The sequence below is a fragment of the Streptomyces sp. NPDC052040 genome (assembly GCF_044548405.1).
Lineage (GTDB): Bacteria > Actinomycetota > Actinomycetes > Streptomycetales > Streptomycetaceae > Streptomyces.
In genome coordinates, this window is the sequence record NZ_JBIUBV010000001.1 from 861,747 (window position 1) to 878,104 (window position 16,358).

Below are 16,358 nucleotides of genomic sequence, written 5' to 3' on the forward strand. Positions count from 1 at the left end.
TGCCCCTGCCCGCGGATTCGCTCAGCCCTGCTGGCGCGGGGCGCTCTTCAGGACCGCGAAGCGTGCTCCGAACGGGTCGGCGAACCGGGCCACCCGGCCCACCCCCTCGAGGTCCTTCGCCGGCATCCGGACCGTGCCGCCGAGCCGGTCGGCGTCGCTCACCGCCGCGTCCGCGTCCAGGACGGAGAAGTACGGCAGCCAGTGCGCGGCGGACCCCGTCTCCACAGCGTCTTCGCCCAGCGGCACCAGACCGCCGAACATGGCGTCCAGGCCCGCGCCCGCCGGACTGACACAGGTGTACATGGCTCCGGGGAAGGGCACGCCCTCGGTCTCCCAGCCGAGCACCCGGTGGTAGAAGGCGGCGGCACGGGCGATGTCCGGGGTGTACAGCTCGACCCAGCACAGCCCTCCGGGGGCGCCCGCCACCTCGATGCCCTTGGTGCGGCCCGGCTGCCAGATGCCGAAGGGCACCCCCGCGGGATCGGCGAGGATGGCCATGCGGCCCTCGTCCATCACATCCATCGGCTGGACGCGCACACTGCCTCCGGCCTGCTCCGCCGCCTTCGTCGTGGCCTCCGCGTCGGAACTCTGGAAGTAGACGGTCCAGGAGGGCGGACCCTGCTCCTCGGTGATCTCCATACCCCCGGCGGCCGTCCGGCCGGAGAGCTGGAAGAAGCCGTACTCCCCGGCCTCGGGTCCCGCCGACTCGAACTGCCAGCCGAAGAGACCGCCGTAGAAGGAGACGGCGCCGCCGAGGTCCGGGGCGCCGACATCGAGCCAGTTCGGAGCGCCGTCGACGAAGCGGGTGGTGAGCATGGCTGCTCCTTCGAGGGTTCTCGGGGGATGGTCTCGGAGGGGGTCCCGCGGTCCTGCACTGCCGAGTCTTCCACCGCCCACGGACAATCGCCGCCCAACTCCCCGGTTCTGCCCCCGTGACATTCGGTGACCGGTAGGGTGTGATTGTGTGAGTACCTCCGGGGCATGTGCTGCCGCGCGCCGCCGTGCGTCACGGCCCCCGCGCGGTCACCCTGGAAGCCGAGGGCGGGGCTCCCGGGCGGGGCGTTGATTCGCCGTTGATCGGACGTTTTTCGCGGCACGCCACGCTCTCCACCATGCACATCGAAGCGAGCACCGTAACCGACATCGCCTGGCACGAGCAGGCGCTCTGCGCGCAGACGGGAGCCGATTTCTTCTTCCCGGAGCCGGGCAGTTCGGTACGTGAGGCGAAGCGCATCTGCGGTCTGTGCCCGATCCGCTCCGCGTGCCTGGAGTACGCGCTCGCCCACGACGAACGGTTCGGCGTCTGGGGCGGTCTGTCCGAGAAGGAGCGCCTGCATCTGCGGCAGGCCCGAGTGAACCGGTGAGCCCCGGCCGGTCCGCCGCGCGACGCGCCGGACCGGCCAGGGAAGCTGCGCGCGCCGGGGCATGAGGCCGGGGGAGTCGTGTCGGGCGCCGCTCGTCCGGGACGTGGTCTACGCGCGTCCGGATGCGGTTCCGCAGGTGCGGGACGATGCTGGAAACATGTCCGGACGGGCCCCTGTCACCGTTCATCCGCCGTCGGGCACCGGCGGCCGACGGGTGACCGCGCGCGGGGAGAGCCTGGGGCTCGCCTTCACCGACGAGGACGTGATCGAGTTTCTGGGCCGTGCGGGCCTGCCCGACGCCGAGGACCTGCTCGACGATCCCGCGTGGGTGAAGTGGCGCGGAGCGGAGGCGCACCACTACGAGGCGGTGTAGGGAACCCGGGACGGCTTGGAACCCGGGACGGCTCCCGCCCCCGGCTTCAGTCCGCGCCGACCGGTGTCAGGACCGCGAGCGTCTCCGCCGCCTCGCGCAGCGCCGCCCCGAGTATCAGCGGCGGATGCAGCGCCCCGCACGCCGGGGGTGGAACGATCCACTCCAGGGTGCGCGCGGGCCGGTGCGGCGGCGGTAACGCGACCCACGCCCCCTTGCTCGCATGACGGATCCCCGCCCCGGACCAGTGACGAGCCGGGTCCGGCGGCACGAGGAACCCGACCCGGTGCGCCGCCGAGTCCACCAGTGTCGGACCGGGAGCGCGCAGCGGCTCGTGCCACAGGATGTCCAGGGTGAGCAGGCCGAGCCGGCGCGGGACGCTCACCAGGTCCCAGAGGCGCCCCGCCTCCATCAGCACGGTCCCGTCGCCCCGGCACCACGCCCGCTCACCTGCCCGGGGGCCCGGCCCGGCGGCCGTCGGCCACTCCACGCCGTATGTCCACATCGCATTCGTCATGAGCAGCTCCAGGGGCCGGGTGGCCCGACCAGGCGTCGTCGGAGGCGGAGCCGGGTGAATGCCCGCAGGGGAAACACCAACCGGCATATGCATGCTGAGGGATGGGCCCCCGCCGCAAAAGGGTGGCGCGGCCTGGCGTTTGCTGCTGAAACGTTGCGGCACCTCCGAGGGGAGCCCGGTGGCCCCTCGCGCTACGCCCCCTTGCGCGCCGCCAGCCGGGCCTTGCGCGCCGCCAGCCGCTCGTCGAACCGCAGCGCCTCGGTGTCCAGCCCGTCCATGAACAGCCCCAGTTCCTCCTGGGCCCGGAGGCCGTCGGGACCGAGGCCGTCGATCTCCATGACCTTCAGGAAGCGGAGCACCGGCTGAAGGACGTCGTCGTGGTGGATCCGCAGGTTGTAGACCTCGCCGATCGCCATCTGCGCGGCGGCGCGCTCGAAGCCCGGGATGCCGTGTCCCGGCATCCGGAAGTCCACCACGACATCCCGCACCGCCTGCATGGTGAGGTCGGGGGCGAGCTGGAACGCGGCCTTCAGCAGATTCCGGTAGAAGACCATGTGGAGGTTCTCGTCGGTCGCGATCCGGGACAGCATCCGGTCGCAGACCGGATCCCCGGACTGGTGGCCGGTGTTGCGGTGCGAGATACGGGTGGCCAGCTCCTGGAAGGCGACATACGCGACGGAGTGCAGCATGGAGTGCCGGTTGTCCGACTCGAAGCCCTCGCTCATATGGGCCATGCGGAACCGTTCCAGCTGGTCGGGGTCGACCGCGCGGGAGGCGAGCAGATAGTCCCGCATCACGATGCCGTGCCGGCCCTCCTCGGCGGTCCAGCGGTGCACCCAGGTGCCCCAGGCCCCGTCACGGCCGAACAGGGAGGCGATCTCGTGGTGGTAGCTGGGGAGGTTGTCCTCGGTCAGCAGATTGACCACCAGCGCGATCCGGCCGATCTCGGTGACCTTGGACTGCTCCTTCTCCCAGGCCGTGCCGTCCTCGAAGAAGGCGGGGAAGTTGCGGCCGTCGCCCCAGGGCACGTACTCGTGCGGCATCCAGTCCTTGGCGACCGCCAGATGGCGGTTCAGCTCGTTCTCGACCACTTCCTCCAGGGCGTACAGCAGCCGGGCGTCGGTCCAGGCGGACGGGCTGCCGAGGTGCGGGGAAGTGATCGTCACGAGAACTCCAGGGGGGACGCAGAGCAAAGCGGCGGGGACCATCAGAACTTACGGGATCGTAGGCTACGAGGCCGTAGGTTACGAATCCGTAGGTTAAGTGCGCTGTAAAGAAGGCGCCCAGGCGGGTGCGCGCGCCGGGCTCCACCTGCCCCCGTGTGCCGTCGGCGGACACGCCGAGGACCCCGTGGACGAGGGTCCACGGGGTCGTGCGGGGCCCGGCTCCCGGTCGGCTCGCGCGGCCGTACCGAGAGGCAGGTCACATCGCTCGCACCGCCTCCGGTGTGGTCTCCGTGAGGGAACCGTCGAGCAGCAGCCAACGGGTGATGCCGATCGACTCCAGGAACGGCAGGTCGTGTCCGGCCACGATCAGCGCGCCCTCGTACGATTCGAGCGCCGTCGCCAGCTGGCGCACGCTCCCCATGTCCAGGTTGTTGGTGGGTTCGTCGAGCATCAGCAGCTGCGGCGCGGGCTCGGCCAGCATCAGCGCGGCCAGCGCGGCACGGAAGCGCTCGCCGCCCGACAGGGTCCCGGCGGACTGGCCGGCCCGCGCCCCCCGGAACAGAAAGCGCGCCAGCCGCGCCCGGATGCGGTTGTCGGTGGCGCCCGGCGCGAACCGGGCCACGTTCTGCGCGACCGTCAGCCCCTCGTCGAGGACGTCCAGCCGCTGCGGCAGAAAACGCACCGGCACATGCGCCACCGCCTCGCCCGACACCGGTGAGATGTCGCCCGCGATGGTCCGCAGCAGGGTGGTCTTCCCCGCGCCGTTGCGCCCCACCAGCGCGATCCGCTCCGGGCCGTGCACATCGAGGTCGCCGGTCACCCGCGTGCCGTAGGGCAGTTCGAGATCCCGCAGGGAGAGCACCGACCGCCCCGGCGGGACGGCCGTGTACGGCAGATCGATCCGGATCTCGTCGTCGTCCCGCACCGCACCCGCCGCCTCGTCCAGCCGCTCCCTGGCCCCGGCGAGCCGCTCCTCGTGCATGATGCGGTGCTTGCCCGCGGACTCCTGGGCCGCCCGTTTACGGGCTCCCATGACGATCTTCGGCTCGCGCTTTTCGTCCCACATCCGCTGGCCGTACCGCTTGCGGCGGGCCAGCTTGGTCTGGGCGTCCGCCAGTTCGCGCCGCTGCCTGCGGACGTCCGCCTCCGCGACGCGCACCATGCGCTCCGCCGCCTCCTGCTCGGCGGCCAGCGCCTCCTCGTAGGCCGAGAAGGTGCCGCCGAAGCAGACGACCTCCCCGGCCCGCAGGTCCGCGATCCGGTCGACCAGGTCGAGGAGTTCGCGGTCGTGGCTGACCACGACCATCACCCCGGGCCAGGACTCGACCGCCGCGTACAGCCGTCGGCGGGCGTGCAGGTCGAGGTTGTTGGTGGGCTCGTCGAGCAGCAGCACATCGGGGCGGCGCAGCAGCAGCGCGGCCAGCCGCAGCAGGACGGACTCGCCGCCGGAGACCTCGCCGACGGTGCGGTCCAGGCCGATGTGACCGAGGCCGAGTTCGCCGAGCAGCGCCGTGGCGCGCTCCTCCACGTCCCAGTCGTCGCCGAGGGCCGTGAAGTGCTCCTCGGCCGCGTCGCCCGCCTCGATGGCGTGCAGTGCGGCGCGCTGCGCGGCGATACCGAGGGCCTGGTCCACGCGCAGCGCGGTGTCGAGGGTGATGTTCTGCGGCAGATGGCCGATCTCGCCCGTGACGCGCACGGTGCCGTCCGCGGGGGCGAGTTCACCGGCGATCAGCTTGAGCAGGGTGGACTTGCCCGCCCCGTTGACGCCGACGAGCCCCGTTCTGCCGAGGCCGAGGGAGAGCTGGAGGCCGTCGAAGACAGGGGTGCCGTCGGGCCAGGAGTAGGACAGGGCGGTACAGGTGATGGCAGGGGCGTGTGCGGTGGATGACATGCGGGCCTCGCGACTGCTCGGAGCGGGTGGGGGCGACGCGTGGGAGACACCGCAGGGGGCGACGGTCCGCAGACGCGGAAGAACCCGGGTCCGGGAGGCGGGACGGCTCGTACGCCGAGGTCGCACACGAGGCACACAGACGCGGACAGCGCTGTGTGACACGGTGTCTCAGGACCTCAGACGAGCAACGTCCTTCTCCTATCGACGGCAACAGGACCGCGTATCACGGTAGGGAGGGGGGCGGAGGGCGTCAAAGCATTTATCGCTGCCTCGGCGGGCCCAACGTCTGGTGGGCCGCCGGGTGCGGTGGGGCGGCTGGGTCGCGGTGGGGCGGTCGAAGTCCTGGTGGGGCGGCGGCTGGGGTCGTTGGTACGTCCGGGTTCGGTGGGGCGGCCGGTATCCGTGCGCGTACGGGGCACTCGTACCGCGGACCGAACCCGCGCGCCAGGAGGCATCGTGTCCGACGACTTCCCCTCGCTGCCCGCCCGGCTGTATCTGCTCTGCTGCGACCCCGGCCGGGCCGGGTCCGGCCATGACCCCGCCCTCGCCCGCCTGGTGCGGTCGGGCGCCCTCGCCGAGCTGGCGGGGCGGGGACTGCTCACCGGCACGGACGGCGCGGATGGCGTGGTCGAGCCGCGCGATCTCGACGCCCACAGCGGCGACCCCGCCCTGGACGGACTCCTCGAACTCGTCATGGAGTCCCGGCCCCGCCCCTGGGCCTCCTGGGTGACCTGCTACGCCGGGGTCACCCTCGACGCCGTCCGCGCGCAGCTCACCGCCGCGGGCCTGCTGCGCGCCGATCGCGGGAAGGGCTTCGGATTGCTGCGGCCCGTACGGTACGAGCCGGTGCGGGCGCAGCCGGTGCGGGAGCTGCAACGGCGGGCGCGGCACACGCTGACGGGCCCCGGGCCGGTCACCGCGGTGAGCGGGGACGACGCGGTCCTGGCCGTTCTGGCCGTGGCGGGCGGGGTGTGCACGGTGACGGGTCCCGCGGACCGTGTGTGCCCCGGAGACTGCGCGTGCCACGGGGACCGCGTCGAGGCGCTGACGGAGCACGCCGCCCGGGCGGTGCCCCCGCTGAAGGAGATCGTTCGCGGGCTGTGGAGCGCGGTGTCCGGGCCGGGTGCCGCCGCGCGGCCCGGCGGCTGACATCCGCGGGGAGGCCCTCGGAAGCGCGGCCCGGCGGCCGACCCGTGGGCGGCGTCAGATGCGCTGCCCCGCCGGGACCCGCCTGCGGCAGCCGGGCCGGGCCGGGTTCAGCAGGCGTCCCGCATCAGTTCGGCCAGGTCGTGGTCCAGGTCCACCTGGAGGTGTTCGCGACCGACCGGCACCAGCTCCGTAGACCGCCGCAGAAAGCGACGGATCTCCTTGGAGTGGACGTGCACCACGGCGGTGCCCTCCGGAGCGTGGAACTCCAGCACGGTGCGGTCGTACCCATAGGGCCGCACTCGGACGTCCCCGTGTCCCTCGGCGCCCTTCAGGCCCGCCGTGAGCAGCTCGCGCGCGAAGGTCCAGCACACCTCGACGCCCTCCAGGGTGGCGGGCGCCGGGAAGGTCATCCGGACGGCGAAGGGGTCGCGCCGGTCGTAGTGGAGCGTCGCCGGAATGCTCGGCATCCTCGGCGCGGCGGCGACGAGACGGGCCTCCACGGGCTGCTCGATGAGGGTGGACAACGCCTTGCTCCCTTGTGACGGCTGGATGGACTCCGGGCGGATCGGGCCGGGCATCGGAAGAGACGATGGAATCGGCCAATGCGTGCATCTGAAAAGCACGTGACCTCTGTCACCGAAACCATGCCCGTGGTGCTGGCGTTGCGGATGGTGCGCCGCCCCCGGACTCCCGGACACCGGGGAGGACACGGGACACGGCGGCACGGTTCCCCGTGCGGGCCGTCTGGACGGCGCCGCGCCGGTGGGCTAGCTTCCCGCGCCATGACAGGGATGGGGAACAGGGGACGCGGGATCCGTACGGTGGCCGCGGGGGTGTGCGCGGCGGTGCTGGCCGTCCTGCCGACGGCCTCCGCACAGGCGTACGAGTCGGCCGCCTCCGCGCAGGCGCACGGCTCTACCGCCCTCGCGCGGGTGCAGAGGCCGACGGCTCCCGCGCAGGCGTACGGCGGGCACGACGCGGCATCGCGGCCGGGGCCGCAATGGCGGCTCACGGACACCGGCAGCGGCGCCCGCTTCCGGGGACTGGCAGCGGTCAGCCGCAACACGGCCTGGCTGGCCGGGTCCCAGGGCACCGTGCTGCGCACCACGGACGGCGGCGCGCACTGGCGGAATGTCTCCCCGCCGGGTGCCGCCGCTCTGGAGTTCCGCGACGTCCAGGCGTTCGACGCCCGGCACGCGGTGGTGTTGGCGATCGGCGAGGGCGACGCCTCCCGCCTGCTGCGCACCGAGGACGGCGGCCGAACCTGGACCGAGGCGTTCCGCAACACCGACGCCGGGGCCTTCTACGACTGCCTCACCTTCTTCGACCGCCGTCACGGTCTCGCCGTGAGCGACCCGGTGGACGGCAGGTTCCGCCTGCTGTCCACCGGCGACGGCGGGCGCTCCTGGCGGGTCCTGCCCACGGCCGGGATGCCCGCCGCTCAGGACGGCGAGGCCGGTTTCGCGGCGAGCGGGCAGTGCCTGGTCGCCTCGGGCCCGCACGACGTCTGGCTCGCCACGGGCGGTGGCGCCGAGGCGCGTGTGCTGCACTCCGCGGACCGCGGACTGACCTGGACGGCCGCCGTGACACCGGTCCCGGCGGGCGACCCGGCGCGCGGCGTCTTCGCGCTCGCCTTCCGTGACCGCACCCATGGGCTCGCGGTCGGCGGCGACTACCGCGCCGACCAGCCGTCACCGCGGTCCGCCGCGGTGAGCCGGGACGGCGGCCGCACCTGGACCCCCGCCGCCGAGCCCCCGCCCGCCTACCGCTCGGGCGTCACCTGGCTCCCGCACAGCCGTTCGGCCGCGCTTGCCGTCGGCCCGTCCGGTACCGACCTCACCACGGACGGCGGCCGCACCTGGCGGACCGTCGACACCGGTTCGTACGACACCGTCAGCTGCGCCCCCGACCACGGCTGCTGGGCCGCGGGCGAGAAGGGCCGGGCCGCCCGCCTCGCCCCCTGAACGGCGCATCCCCGGCGCTCCCGCCCGACCGTTCTGCCCGACCGGGGGCCGCGGCCACACCGAGAACCACGAGAACCACGAGGACACCGAGATCACCGAGAACAAGGCCCCGGCCCCCGTGCCCGTCGGTGACCCCGGCGAAAACGGGGTACCCGGGGCTGATCCATACCGAAAGGAAGTGACCGGCCATGCCACGCGGCTCCAGTCCCAAGCGGGAACGTCAGTACGAGCACATCAAGGAGAGCGCGCAGGACCGGGGGGAGAGCCCGCGCCGCGCCCAGGAGATAGCGGCGCGCACCGTGAACAAGGAACGCGCCAGGGCCGGTGAGTCCAAGACCGCGAGCCGTACCTCGCTGAAGGACATCTCGTCCGGCAGGCGGGGCGGACTGCGGTCGGGGCACGGTTCGCAGGGGCCGACGTACGACCAGCTGTACGAGGAGGCCAAGCGGCGCAACATCCGGGGCCGTTCGGACATGAACAAGGGCGAACTGAAGCGGGCGCTGGGCGAGAAGTGACCCGGGCCCGCGGGGACGTACGCTCGGCGGCACCATGACGATCGTATGCATCCCCGCGGGCTGGCCCGCGACCGAGGAAGAGGCCCGCGCCGTCCAGGACGAACTGCGCGGCCGGGTGGCCCTGGACGAGCCGGGGCCGCCGCCCGGAACCGGCCGGGTGACCGGGGTCGATGTCGCCTACGACGACGAGCGCGGCGTCGTCGCCGCGGCGGCCGTCGTCCTGGACGCGGCCACGCTCGACGTGGTCGAGGAGGCCACCGCCGTCGGCGAGGTGTCCTTTCCGTACGTACCCGGCCTGCTCGCCTTCCGCGAGATACCGACCGTACTGGCCGCCCTGGACGCCCTCGGCCGGGACCCGGGCCTGGTGGTGTGCGACGGCTACGGTCTTGCCCACCCGCGCCGCTTCGGGCTGGCGAGCCACCTTGGCGTGCTCACCGGCCTGCCCGTGATCGGCGTGGCCAAGAACCCCTTCACCTTCACCTACGAGGAGCCGGACGCACCGCGCGGCAGCGCCAGCCCCCTGCGCGCGGGCAGCGACGAGGTCGGCCGAGCCCTGCGGACCCGGGCGGGCGTCAAACCGGTGTTCGTCTCGGTCGGTCACCGCGTCGGCCTCGACCGGGCCTGCGCCCACACCCTCGCGCTCACCCCGCACTACCGCCTCCCGGAGTCCACCCGGCGCGCGGACGCCCTGTGCCGACGGGCCCTGCGCGAGGCGGTGGAGGGCACGGCCGAAACGGCCTGACCCACCCGGGAAGCGGCCCGCCCCGGAACCGCCGCGACGCCCGCGACGCCCGCGACGTCCACGACGTCCACGACGCCCGCGACGTCCACGACGTCCACGACGCCCGCGACGCCCACGACGTCCACGACGCCCGCGACGCCCACGACGCCCACGGCGGGCCGCGAGCCCGCCGAGAGGCTGCCGGAGCCGCCCGGCAGGGGGCCGCCGTAGCTCGGAGTCGCCCGGCTTGGGACCGCCGCGCCGTCTGCGACGGGCTGCGAGCCCGCCGCGGAACTGCCGGAGCCGCCCGCCACGGGGCCGCCGTGGCCCGGAATCGCCCGGCCCGGGCCAGCCGCGGCCCGGGACCGCCCAGCCCCGTCATGAGACGCGTCCGGGCGCTCGCCCGGCCCCCGCGCTAGCGCCGCGCCGCCACCCGGAAGGTGATGCCCGCCGTGCGCAGCCGGTCGATCAGGGCGTCGCCCATCGCCTCGGCGGTCGTGACCTGGCCGGATGTGTGCGGAAGCTCGTCGAGGGCGAGTGACAGGGCCGACTCGGCGAACATCTTCGCCGTCTCGCCGTAGCCCGGGTCCCCGCCCGCGACCTCCGTGAAGACGCGCCGCCCGCCGCCCTCGCCCACGAACCGCACCGTGAACCAGCTCCTGGCCCGCCGCTCGGGATCCGGACCCTCGCCGGGAGCGAGCCGGTCCGACAGCCGGCGCCGGACGGGCGGCAGTTGCGCCGCCGTGAACAGCGCGCCCGCCGCCGCCACCCCGCCCAGCGCATACGGCAGGGTCCGGACCGCCGCGTAGTGCCGGTAGCGGAAGTCGGGCCCGTAGCACTCCAGTGCCCGGGCCGAACGGCGCACCACCTGGGCGTCGATGGTGGGCAGCGGCAGCGCCCAGGCGCCGACCTCCTTGGCGAACCGCGGTGCGCCGACGGGGGCCTGTGCCCGCCGTCCCGGCAGGCGCGGTTCATGGCGTCCGCGCTCCCGGGCGGCCGCCAGCATCCGCGGGCCGCGCGCCATCTGGCCCAGCGCGGAGGCGAGGGTTCCGCCCGAGAACATCGCCTCCGCACGGACGTAGCCGTCGACCCTCAGCGGCACCCCTTCGGGGAGCTGCCGGACGGTGAAGTACGCCCCCAGATCGTGCGGAACGGAGTCGAAACCGCACGAGTGCACCAGCCGCGCCCCCGTCTCCCGGGCACGGGCGTCGTACCGCACATAGACCAGATCGACGAACTCGGCCTCGCCGCAGAGGTCCAGGCAGTCGGTGCCTGCTTCGGCGCAGGCGGCCACCAGTTCCTCGCCGTACTCCAGATAGGGCCCCACGGTGGTGGCCAGCACCCGGGTGGAGCGGGCGAGTTCCCGCAGCGAGGCGGGGTCCCCGGCGTCGGCCCGCAGCACCTCGGGCCCGCTGGTCCCGGAATCCTCCGCCAGTTGCTCCCGCAGCCGCTCCAGCTTCCCGGTACTGCGGCCCGCCAGGGCCCAGCGCAGCCCCTCGGGGGCGTGCGCGGCGAGGTACCGCGCGGTGAGCGTGCCCACGAAGCCCGTGGCTCCGAACAGCACGACGTCGTATGCGCGCTCCGTCTTCAGCCTGCCCATGACACCTCTCCGCCCGTGCCGTTGTCGGTGGCTGAGGCTAGCGTGAGAGCCGGATCGCCGGTCGAGGAGGTCGGCCCGGCGGCCGCGACCAGGAGCTTCGTCCATCCGGGTGGCCCCCGGGGCGTCCGGCCGGGACCCGCACGGTTCTCCCGCGGCTAAGCGCTTGCTCGTTCAGGTATTGCCCGAACTGGAACACGTTCTTAACATCGGTGGTGTCACATCGGTGATGTCACGAGGCTGGGGGCCTGATGGCAGAGGCAGGGTCGCCGGGGCAGGGCCCCCTGGCCGGAGTACGGGTGGTCGAACTGGCGGGCATCGGGCCGGGCCCGTTCGCCGCCATGCTCCTCGCCGACCTCGGCGCCGACGTCGTACGGGTGGACCGGCCCGGCGGCCCGGGCCTCGCCATTCCCGCCGGGTTCGACCTCACGAACCGCGGCAAACGCTCGGTTGTCGCCGACCTGAAGACCGAGCACGGCCGCACCGTCGTCCTCGACCTCGCCGAACGCGCCGACATCCTCATCGAGGGGTACCGCCCCGGCGTCGCCGAGCGCCTGGGCGTCGGCCCCGACGCCTGCCACGCCCGCAACCCGCGGCTCGTCTACGGCCGGATGACCGGCTGGGGCCAGGAGGGCCCGCTGGCCGCGCGCGCCGGGCACGACATCGCCTACATCGCCGTCACCGGCACGCTCGGCCTGATCGGCTCCCCGGACGCCCCGCCCGCCGTCCCCGCCAACCTCCTCGGCGACTACGCGGGCGGTTCGCTCTATCTCGTCGTCGGCGTGCTGGCCGCCCTCCACCACGCGCGTGCGACCGGCGCCGGGCAGGTCGTGGACGCGGCGATCGTCGACGGCGCCGCGCATCTGGCCTCGATGATCCACGGCATGCTCGCGGCGGGCGGCTGGCAGGACCGGCGCGGGGCCAACCTCCTCGACGGCGGCTGCCCCTTCTACGGCACCTATGAGACGGCCGACGGCCAGTACATGGCGGTGGGCGCCCTTGAGCAGCACTTCTACGCCGAGTTCGCCGATCTGCTGGGCCTCGGCGACCTGGCACCGGACCGCGGCGACCTCCCCCGCTGGGGTGAACTGCGGGAGGCCGTGGCCGCCCGCTTCAAGACCCGGACCCGGAGCGAGTGGACCGCGGTCTTCGAGGGCTCCGACGCCTGTGTGGCCCCCGTCCTCTCGCTGCGCGAGGCCCCGGCACACCCCCATCTCGCGGCCCGGGGCACCTTCACCGACCACGGTGGCATCACCCAGCCGGCCCCGGCCCCCCGCTTCTCGGCCACCCCCACGGCGGTACGCGGCGGACCGGCACTGCCGGGCACCGGCGCCGAGGAGGTAGCCCGCGACTGGGACGTCCCCCGACTCGCGGCGGAGGACGACGCATGAGGCCCCAAAACGAGCCGCCGAACCACCCCCGCACCCGGACGGCCCCGCCGAACCGTTCCAGCCCCCGGACCGCCGCCCGCCGCCGCACCCCGCACGCCGTACCGGGCTCCCGGAAGCGGCACCCCGCCGCGGCCCCCCGCACCGGCGGCCGTACCCCGACCCCGCACGACCGGACCACCGGGATCATGCAGAGGATCCCCGGTCGTCCCACGCTCGGCCGACCCTCCCGAAAGGCTTATCAGTGAGCACCGAAGCGTATGTGTACGACGCGATCCGCACCCCCCGCGGACGCGGCAAGGCCAATGGCGCCCTGCACGGCACCAAGCCCATCGACCTGGTGGTGGGACTGATCCACGAGATCCGCACCCGCTTCCCGGACCTCGACCCGGCCGCGATCGACGACATCGTGCTCGGCGTCGTCAGCCCGGTCGGCGACCAGGGCTCCGACATCGCCCGGATCGCCGCCATCGCCGCGGGCCTGCCCGACACGGTGGCCGGAGTCCAGGAGAACCGCTTCTGCGCGTCCGGTCTGGAAGCCGTCAACCTGGCCGCCGCCAAGGTCCGTTCGGGCTGGGAGGACCTCGTCCTCGCGGGCGGCGTCGAGTCGATGTCCCGGGTGCCGATGGCCTCGGACGGCGGCGCCTGGTTCGCCGACCCGATGACCAACCTCGCCACCGACTTCGTGCCCCAGGGCATCGGCGCCGACCTGATCGCCACCATCGAGGGCTTCTCCCGGCGGGACGTCGACGACTACGCCGCACTGTCCCAGGAACGTGCCGCGGCCGCCTGGAAGGACGGCCGCTTCGACCGGTCCGTGGTCCCCGTGCGCGACCGCAGCGGACTGGTCGTCCTCGACCGCGACGAGCACCTGCGGCCGGGCACCACCGCCGACTCCCTCGCCCGGCTCAAGCCCTCGTTCGCGGACATCGGCGAACTCGGCGGCTTCGACGCGGTGGCGCTCCAGAAGTACCACTGGATCGAGCAGATCGACCACGTCCACCACGCGGGCAACTCCTCCGGCATCGTCGACGGCGCCGCACTCGTCGCCATCGGCTCCAAGGAGACCGGCGAGCGGTACGGACTGCGCCCCCGGGCCCGGATCGTCTCCGCCGCGGTCTCCGGCTCCGAGCCGACGATCATGCTGACCGGCCCCGCGCCCGCCACCCGCAAGGCCCTCGCCAAGGCAGGACTGACCATCGACGACATCGACCTGGTCGAGATCAACGAGGCCTTCGCCGCGGTCGTCCTGCGCTTCGCCAAGGACATGGGCCTGCCCCTGGACAAGATCAACGTCAACGGCGGCGCCATCGCCCTCGGCCACCCGCTCGGCGCGACCGGCGCCATGATCCTCGGCACCCTGGTGGACGAGCTGGAGCGGCAGGACAAGCGGTACGGGCTGGCCACGCTGTGCGTGGGCGGCGGCATGGGCGTCGCCACCGTCGTCGAACGCGTCTGACCTCCCCCAACGGATCGAACGGATCGTACGGAGCACCCCTGATGAAGCTTGAGCCCACCACCATCCGCTGGGAGCAGGACGCCACCGGCGTCGTCACCCTCGTCCTCGACGACCCGAACCAGTCCGCGAACACCATGAACCAGGCGTTCAAGGAGTCCCTCGCGGCGGTCGCCGAGCGCGCCGAGGCCGAGAAGGACTCCATCCGCGGCATCATCTACACCTCCGCCAAGAAGACCTTCTTCGCGGGCGGCGACCTCAAGGACATGATCAAGGCCGGTCCCGAGGACGCCCAGCAGGTCTTCGAGGCCGGCCTGGCGATCAAGAACTCGCTGCGCCGGATCGAGACCCTCGGCAAGCCGGTCGTCGCGGCCATCAACGGCTCCGCCCTCGGCGGCGGCTACGAGATCGCGCTCGCCTCGCACCACCGGATCGCCCTGGACGCCCCCGGATCCAAGATCGGCCTTCCGGAGGTCACCCTCGGCCTGCTGCCGGGGGGCGGCGGTGTCACGCGCACCGTACGCCTGATGGGCATCGCCGACGCCCTGCTGAAGGTGCTGCTCCAGGGCACCCAGTACACGCCCCGGCGCGCACTGGACAACGGCCTCGTCCACGAGGTGGCCGCCACCCCCGAGGAGATGCTCGACAAGGCGCGCGCCTTCATCGACGCCCACCCCGAGTCGCAGCAGCCGTGGGACTTGCCGGGCCACCGGATCCCGGGCGGCACGCCGTCCAACCCCAAGTTCGCCGCCAACCTGCCCGCCTTCCCCGCCAGTCTGCGCAAGCAGCTGAACGGCGCCCCCTACCCGGCGCCGCGCAACATCCTCGCGGCGGCCGTCGAGGGCTCCCAGGTCGACTTCGAGACCGCCCAGACCATCGAGGCGCGCTACTTCGCCGAACTGGTCACCGGGCAGACCGCGAAGAACATGATCCAGGCGTTCTTCTTCGACCTCCAGGCGGTGAACTCCGGCGCCAACCGCCCCCAGGGCATCGAACCCCGCAAGGTCCGCAAGGTGGCCGTGCTCGGCGCCGGGATGATGGGCGCGGGCATCGCCTACTCCTGCGCCCGCGCGGGCATCGAGGTCGTCCTCAAGGACGTCTCCGCCGAGGCCGCCGCCCGGGGCAAGGGCTACTCGGAGAAGCTGTGCGCCAAGGCCGTCGCCAAGGGGCGTACGACCCGGGAGAAGGCGGACGCGCTGCTCGCCCGGATCACGCCCACCGCCGAGGCCGCCGACCTCCGTGGCTGCGACGCCGTCATCGAGGCCGTGTTCGAGGACCCGGCGCTCAAGCACAAGGTGTTCGAGGAGATCGAGCACCTCGTCGAGCCGGACGCGCTGCTGTGCTCCAACACCTCCACCCTGCCGATCACCCTGCTCGCCGAGGGTGTGGAGCGGCAGTCCGACTTCATCGGGCTGCACTTCTTCTCACCCGTCGACAAGATGCCGCTCGTCGAGATCATCAAGGGCGAGCGCACCGGCGAGGAGGCCCTCGGGCGCGCCTTCGACCTGGTGCGGCAGATCAACAAGACGCCGATCGTGGTCCATGACTCGCGCGGGTTCTTCACCTCCCGGGTCATCGGCCAGTTCATCAACGAGGGCGTCGCGATGGTCGGGGAGGGCCTCGAACCCGCCTCCGTGGAGCAGGCGGCCGCCCAGGCGGGCTACCCGGCCCGGGTGCTGTCCCTGATGGACGAGCTGACGCTCACCCTGCCGCGCAGGATCCGCAACGAGTCCCGGCGCGCCGTCGAGGAGGCGGGCGGCACCTGGACCCCGCATCCGGCCGAGGCCGTCATCGACCGCATGGTCGACGAGTTCGGGCGCCCGGGCCGCAGCGGCGGAGCGGGCTTCTACGAGTACGGTGAGGACGGCGGGCGCGGCCTGCTGTGGCCGGGCCTGCGCGAGCACTTCACCCGGCCGGGACACACCATCCCCTTCGAGGACATGAAGGAGCGGATGCTGTTCTCCGAGGCGCTGGACACGGTCCGGCTCCTTGAGGAGGGCGTACTCACCTCCGTGGCCGACGCCAACATCGGCTCGATCTTCGGAATCGGCTTCCCGGGCTGGACCGGAGGTGTCCTCCAGTACATCAACGGCTACCAGGGCACCGCCGAGACCGGCAACGGCCCGTCCGGCTTCGTGGCCCGCGCCCGGCAGCTCGCCGAGCGCTACGGCGAGCGGTTCACGCCGCCCGCGCTGCTGGTGCAGAAGGCGGAGCGCGGCGAGCACTTCACCGACGCACGCTGAACCGGCACCGCCCGGGG

General features: G+C 73.2%; 15 protein-coding genes. 9 read left to right on the forward strand and 6 right to left on the reverse strand.

What is annotated here, in order from left to right:
• Positions 1-21 precede the first annotated feature (21 nt).
• Positions 22-816 (reverse strand): VOC family protein, encoded by a 795-nt coding sequence (locus ACIHAA_RS03650; protein WP_399812535.1) that lies wholly within the window; start codon positions 814-816, stop codon positions 22-24.
• 296 nt (positions 817-1,112) lie between these two features.
• Between ACIHAA_RS03650 and ACIHAA_RS03655 the strand changes: the two genes are divergently transcribed.
• Together ACIHAA_RS03655 and ACIHAA_RS03660 are read left to right on the forward strand one after the other, a co-directional pair.
• Positions 1,113-1,364, forward strand: a complete 252-nt coding sequence (locus ACIHAA_RS03655; RefSeq protein ID WP_399812539.1) for a WhiB family transcriptional regulator — start codon at positions 1,113-1,115, stop codon at positions 1,362-1,364.
• 157 nt (positions 1,365-1,521) lie between these two features.
• A complete protein-coding gene (locus ACIHAA_RS03660; protein ID WP_399812542.1) occupies positions 1,522-1,737 on the forward strand; it encodes a hypothetical protein in 216 nt (71 codons plus the stop codon).
• A gap of 46 nt (positions 1,738-1,783) precedes the next feature.
• Here the strand turns inward: ACIHAA_RS03660 and ACIHAA_RS03665 are convergent, their stop codons facing one another.
• The 3 genes from ACIHAA_RS03665 to ACIHAA_RS03675 all read right to left on the reverse strand — a co-directional run bounded on the left by ACIHAA_RS03665 (position 1,784) and on the right by ACIHAA_RS03675 (position 5,308).
• A complete protein-coding gene (locus tag ACIHAA_RS03665; protein WP_399812544.1) occupies positions 1,784-2,251 on the reverse strand; it encodes a hypothetical protein in 468 nt (155 codons plus the stop codon).
• 191 nt (positions 2,252-2,442) lie between these two features.
• On the reverse strand, positions 2,443-3,417 hold the full coding sequence (locus ACIHAA_RS03670) for an acyl-ACP desaturase (protein WP_399812547.1): 975 nt from the start codon (positions 3,415-3,417) through the stop codon (positions 2,443-2,445).
• Positions 3,418-3,673: 256 nt separating this feature from the next.
• Positions 3,674-5,308 carry an ABC-F family ATP-binding cassette domain-containing protein gene (locus tag ACIHAA_RS03675; RefSeq protein WP_399812549.1) on the reverse strand — a complete coding sequence of 545 codons (1,635 nt, stop codon included), beginning with the start codon at positions 5,306-5,308 and terminating at the stop codon, positions 3,674-3,676.
• 456 nt (positions 5,309-5,764) lie between these two features.
• On the opposite strand from ACIHAA_RS03675, the gene ACIHAA_RS03680 reads away from it, so the two are divergent.
• Positions 5,765-6,457 (forward strand): GPP34 family phosphoprotein, encoded by a 693-nt coding sequence (locus ACIHAA_RS03680; protein WP_399812551.1) that lies wholly within the window; start codon positions 5,765-5,767, stop codon positions 6,455-6,457.
• Between the two features lie 107 nt (positions 6,458-6,564).
• On the opposite strand, the gene ACIHAA_RS03685 is transcribed toward ACIHAA_RS03680, so the two are convergent.
• Positions 6,565-6,981 carry an SsgA family sporulation/cell division regulator gene (locus ACIHAA_RS03685; RefSeq protein WP_399812553.1) on the reverse strand — a complete coding sequence of 139 codons (417 nt, stop codon included), beginning with the start codon at positions 6,979-6,981 and terminating at the stop codon, positions 6,565-6,567.
• A gap of 267 nt (positions 6,982-7,248) precedes the next feature.
• On the opposite strand from ACIHAA_RS03685, the gene ACIHAA_RS03690 reads away from it, so the two are divergent.
• The 3 genes from ACIHAA_RS03690 (at position 7,249) to ACIHAA_RS03700 (ending at position 9,678) form a co-directional block, all read left to right on the forward strand.
• Complete coding sequence (locus ACIHAA_RS03690; RefSeq protein ID WP_399813706.1) at positions 7,249-8,421, forward strand: WD40/YVTN/BNR-like repeat-containing protein; 1,173 nt, start codon at positions 7,249-7,251, stop codon at positions 8,419-8,421.
• 188 nt (positions 8,422-8,609) lie between these two features.
• On the forward strand, positions 8,610-8,936 hold the full coding sequence (locus ACIHAA_RS03695) for a plasmid stabilization protein (protein ID WP_399812557.1): 327 nt from the start codon (positions 8,610-8,612) through the stop codon (positions 8,934-8,936).
• 34 nt (positions 8,937-8,970) lie between these two features.
• Positions 8,971-9,678, forward strand: a complete 708-nt coding sequence (locus ACIHAA_RS03700; protein WP_399812559.1) for an endonuclease V — start codon at positions 8,971-8,973, stop codon at positions 9,676-9,678.
• A gap of 394 nt (positions 9,679-10,072) precedes the next feature.
• Here ACIHAA_RS03700 and ACIHAA_RS03705 read toward each other — a convergent pair whose 3' ends face one another.
• The gene (locus ACIHAA_RS03705) at positions 10,073-11,257 is read right to left on the reverse strand and encodes a saccharopine dehydrogenase family protein (RefSeq protein ID WP_399812561.1); all 1,185 of its coding nucleotides are present in this window, start codon (positions 11,255-11,257) and stop codon (positions 10,073-10,075) included.
• Between the two features lie 248 nt (positions 11,258-11,505).
• Here ACIHAA_RS03705 and ACIHAA_RS03710 point away from each other — a divergent pair, with 248 nt between their 5' ends.
• The 3 genes from ACIHAA_RS03710 to ACIHAA_RS03720 all read left to right on the forward strand — a co-directional run bounded on the left by ACIHAA_RS03710 (position 11,506) and on the right by ACIHAA_RS03720 (position 16,341).
• Positions 11,506-12,645, forward strand: a complete 1,140-nt coding sequence (locus ACIHAA_RS03710; protein ID WP_399812564.1) for a CaiB/BaiF CoA transferase family protein — start codon at positions 11,506-11,508, stop codon at positions 12,643-12,645.
• Positions 12,646-12,886: 241 nt separating this feature from the next.
• Positions 12,887-14,101, forward strand: a complete 1,215-nt coding sequence (locus ACIHAA_RS03715; protein WP_399812566.1) for an acetyl-CoA C-acetyltransferase — start codon at positions 12,887-12,889, stop codon at positions 14,099-14,101.
• A 41-nt stretch (positions 14,102-14,142) separates the two neighbouring features.
• Positions 14,143-16,341, forward strand: coding sequence for a 3-hydroxyacyl-CoA dehydrogenase NAD-binding domain-containing protein (locus ACIHAA_RS03720; protein ID WP_399812568.1), 2,199 nt, complete (start codon positions 14,143-14,145; stop codon positions 16,339-16,341).
• Positions 16,342-16,358: the final 17 nt, after the last annotated feature.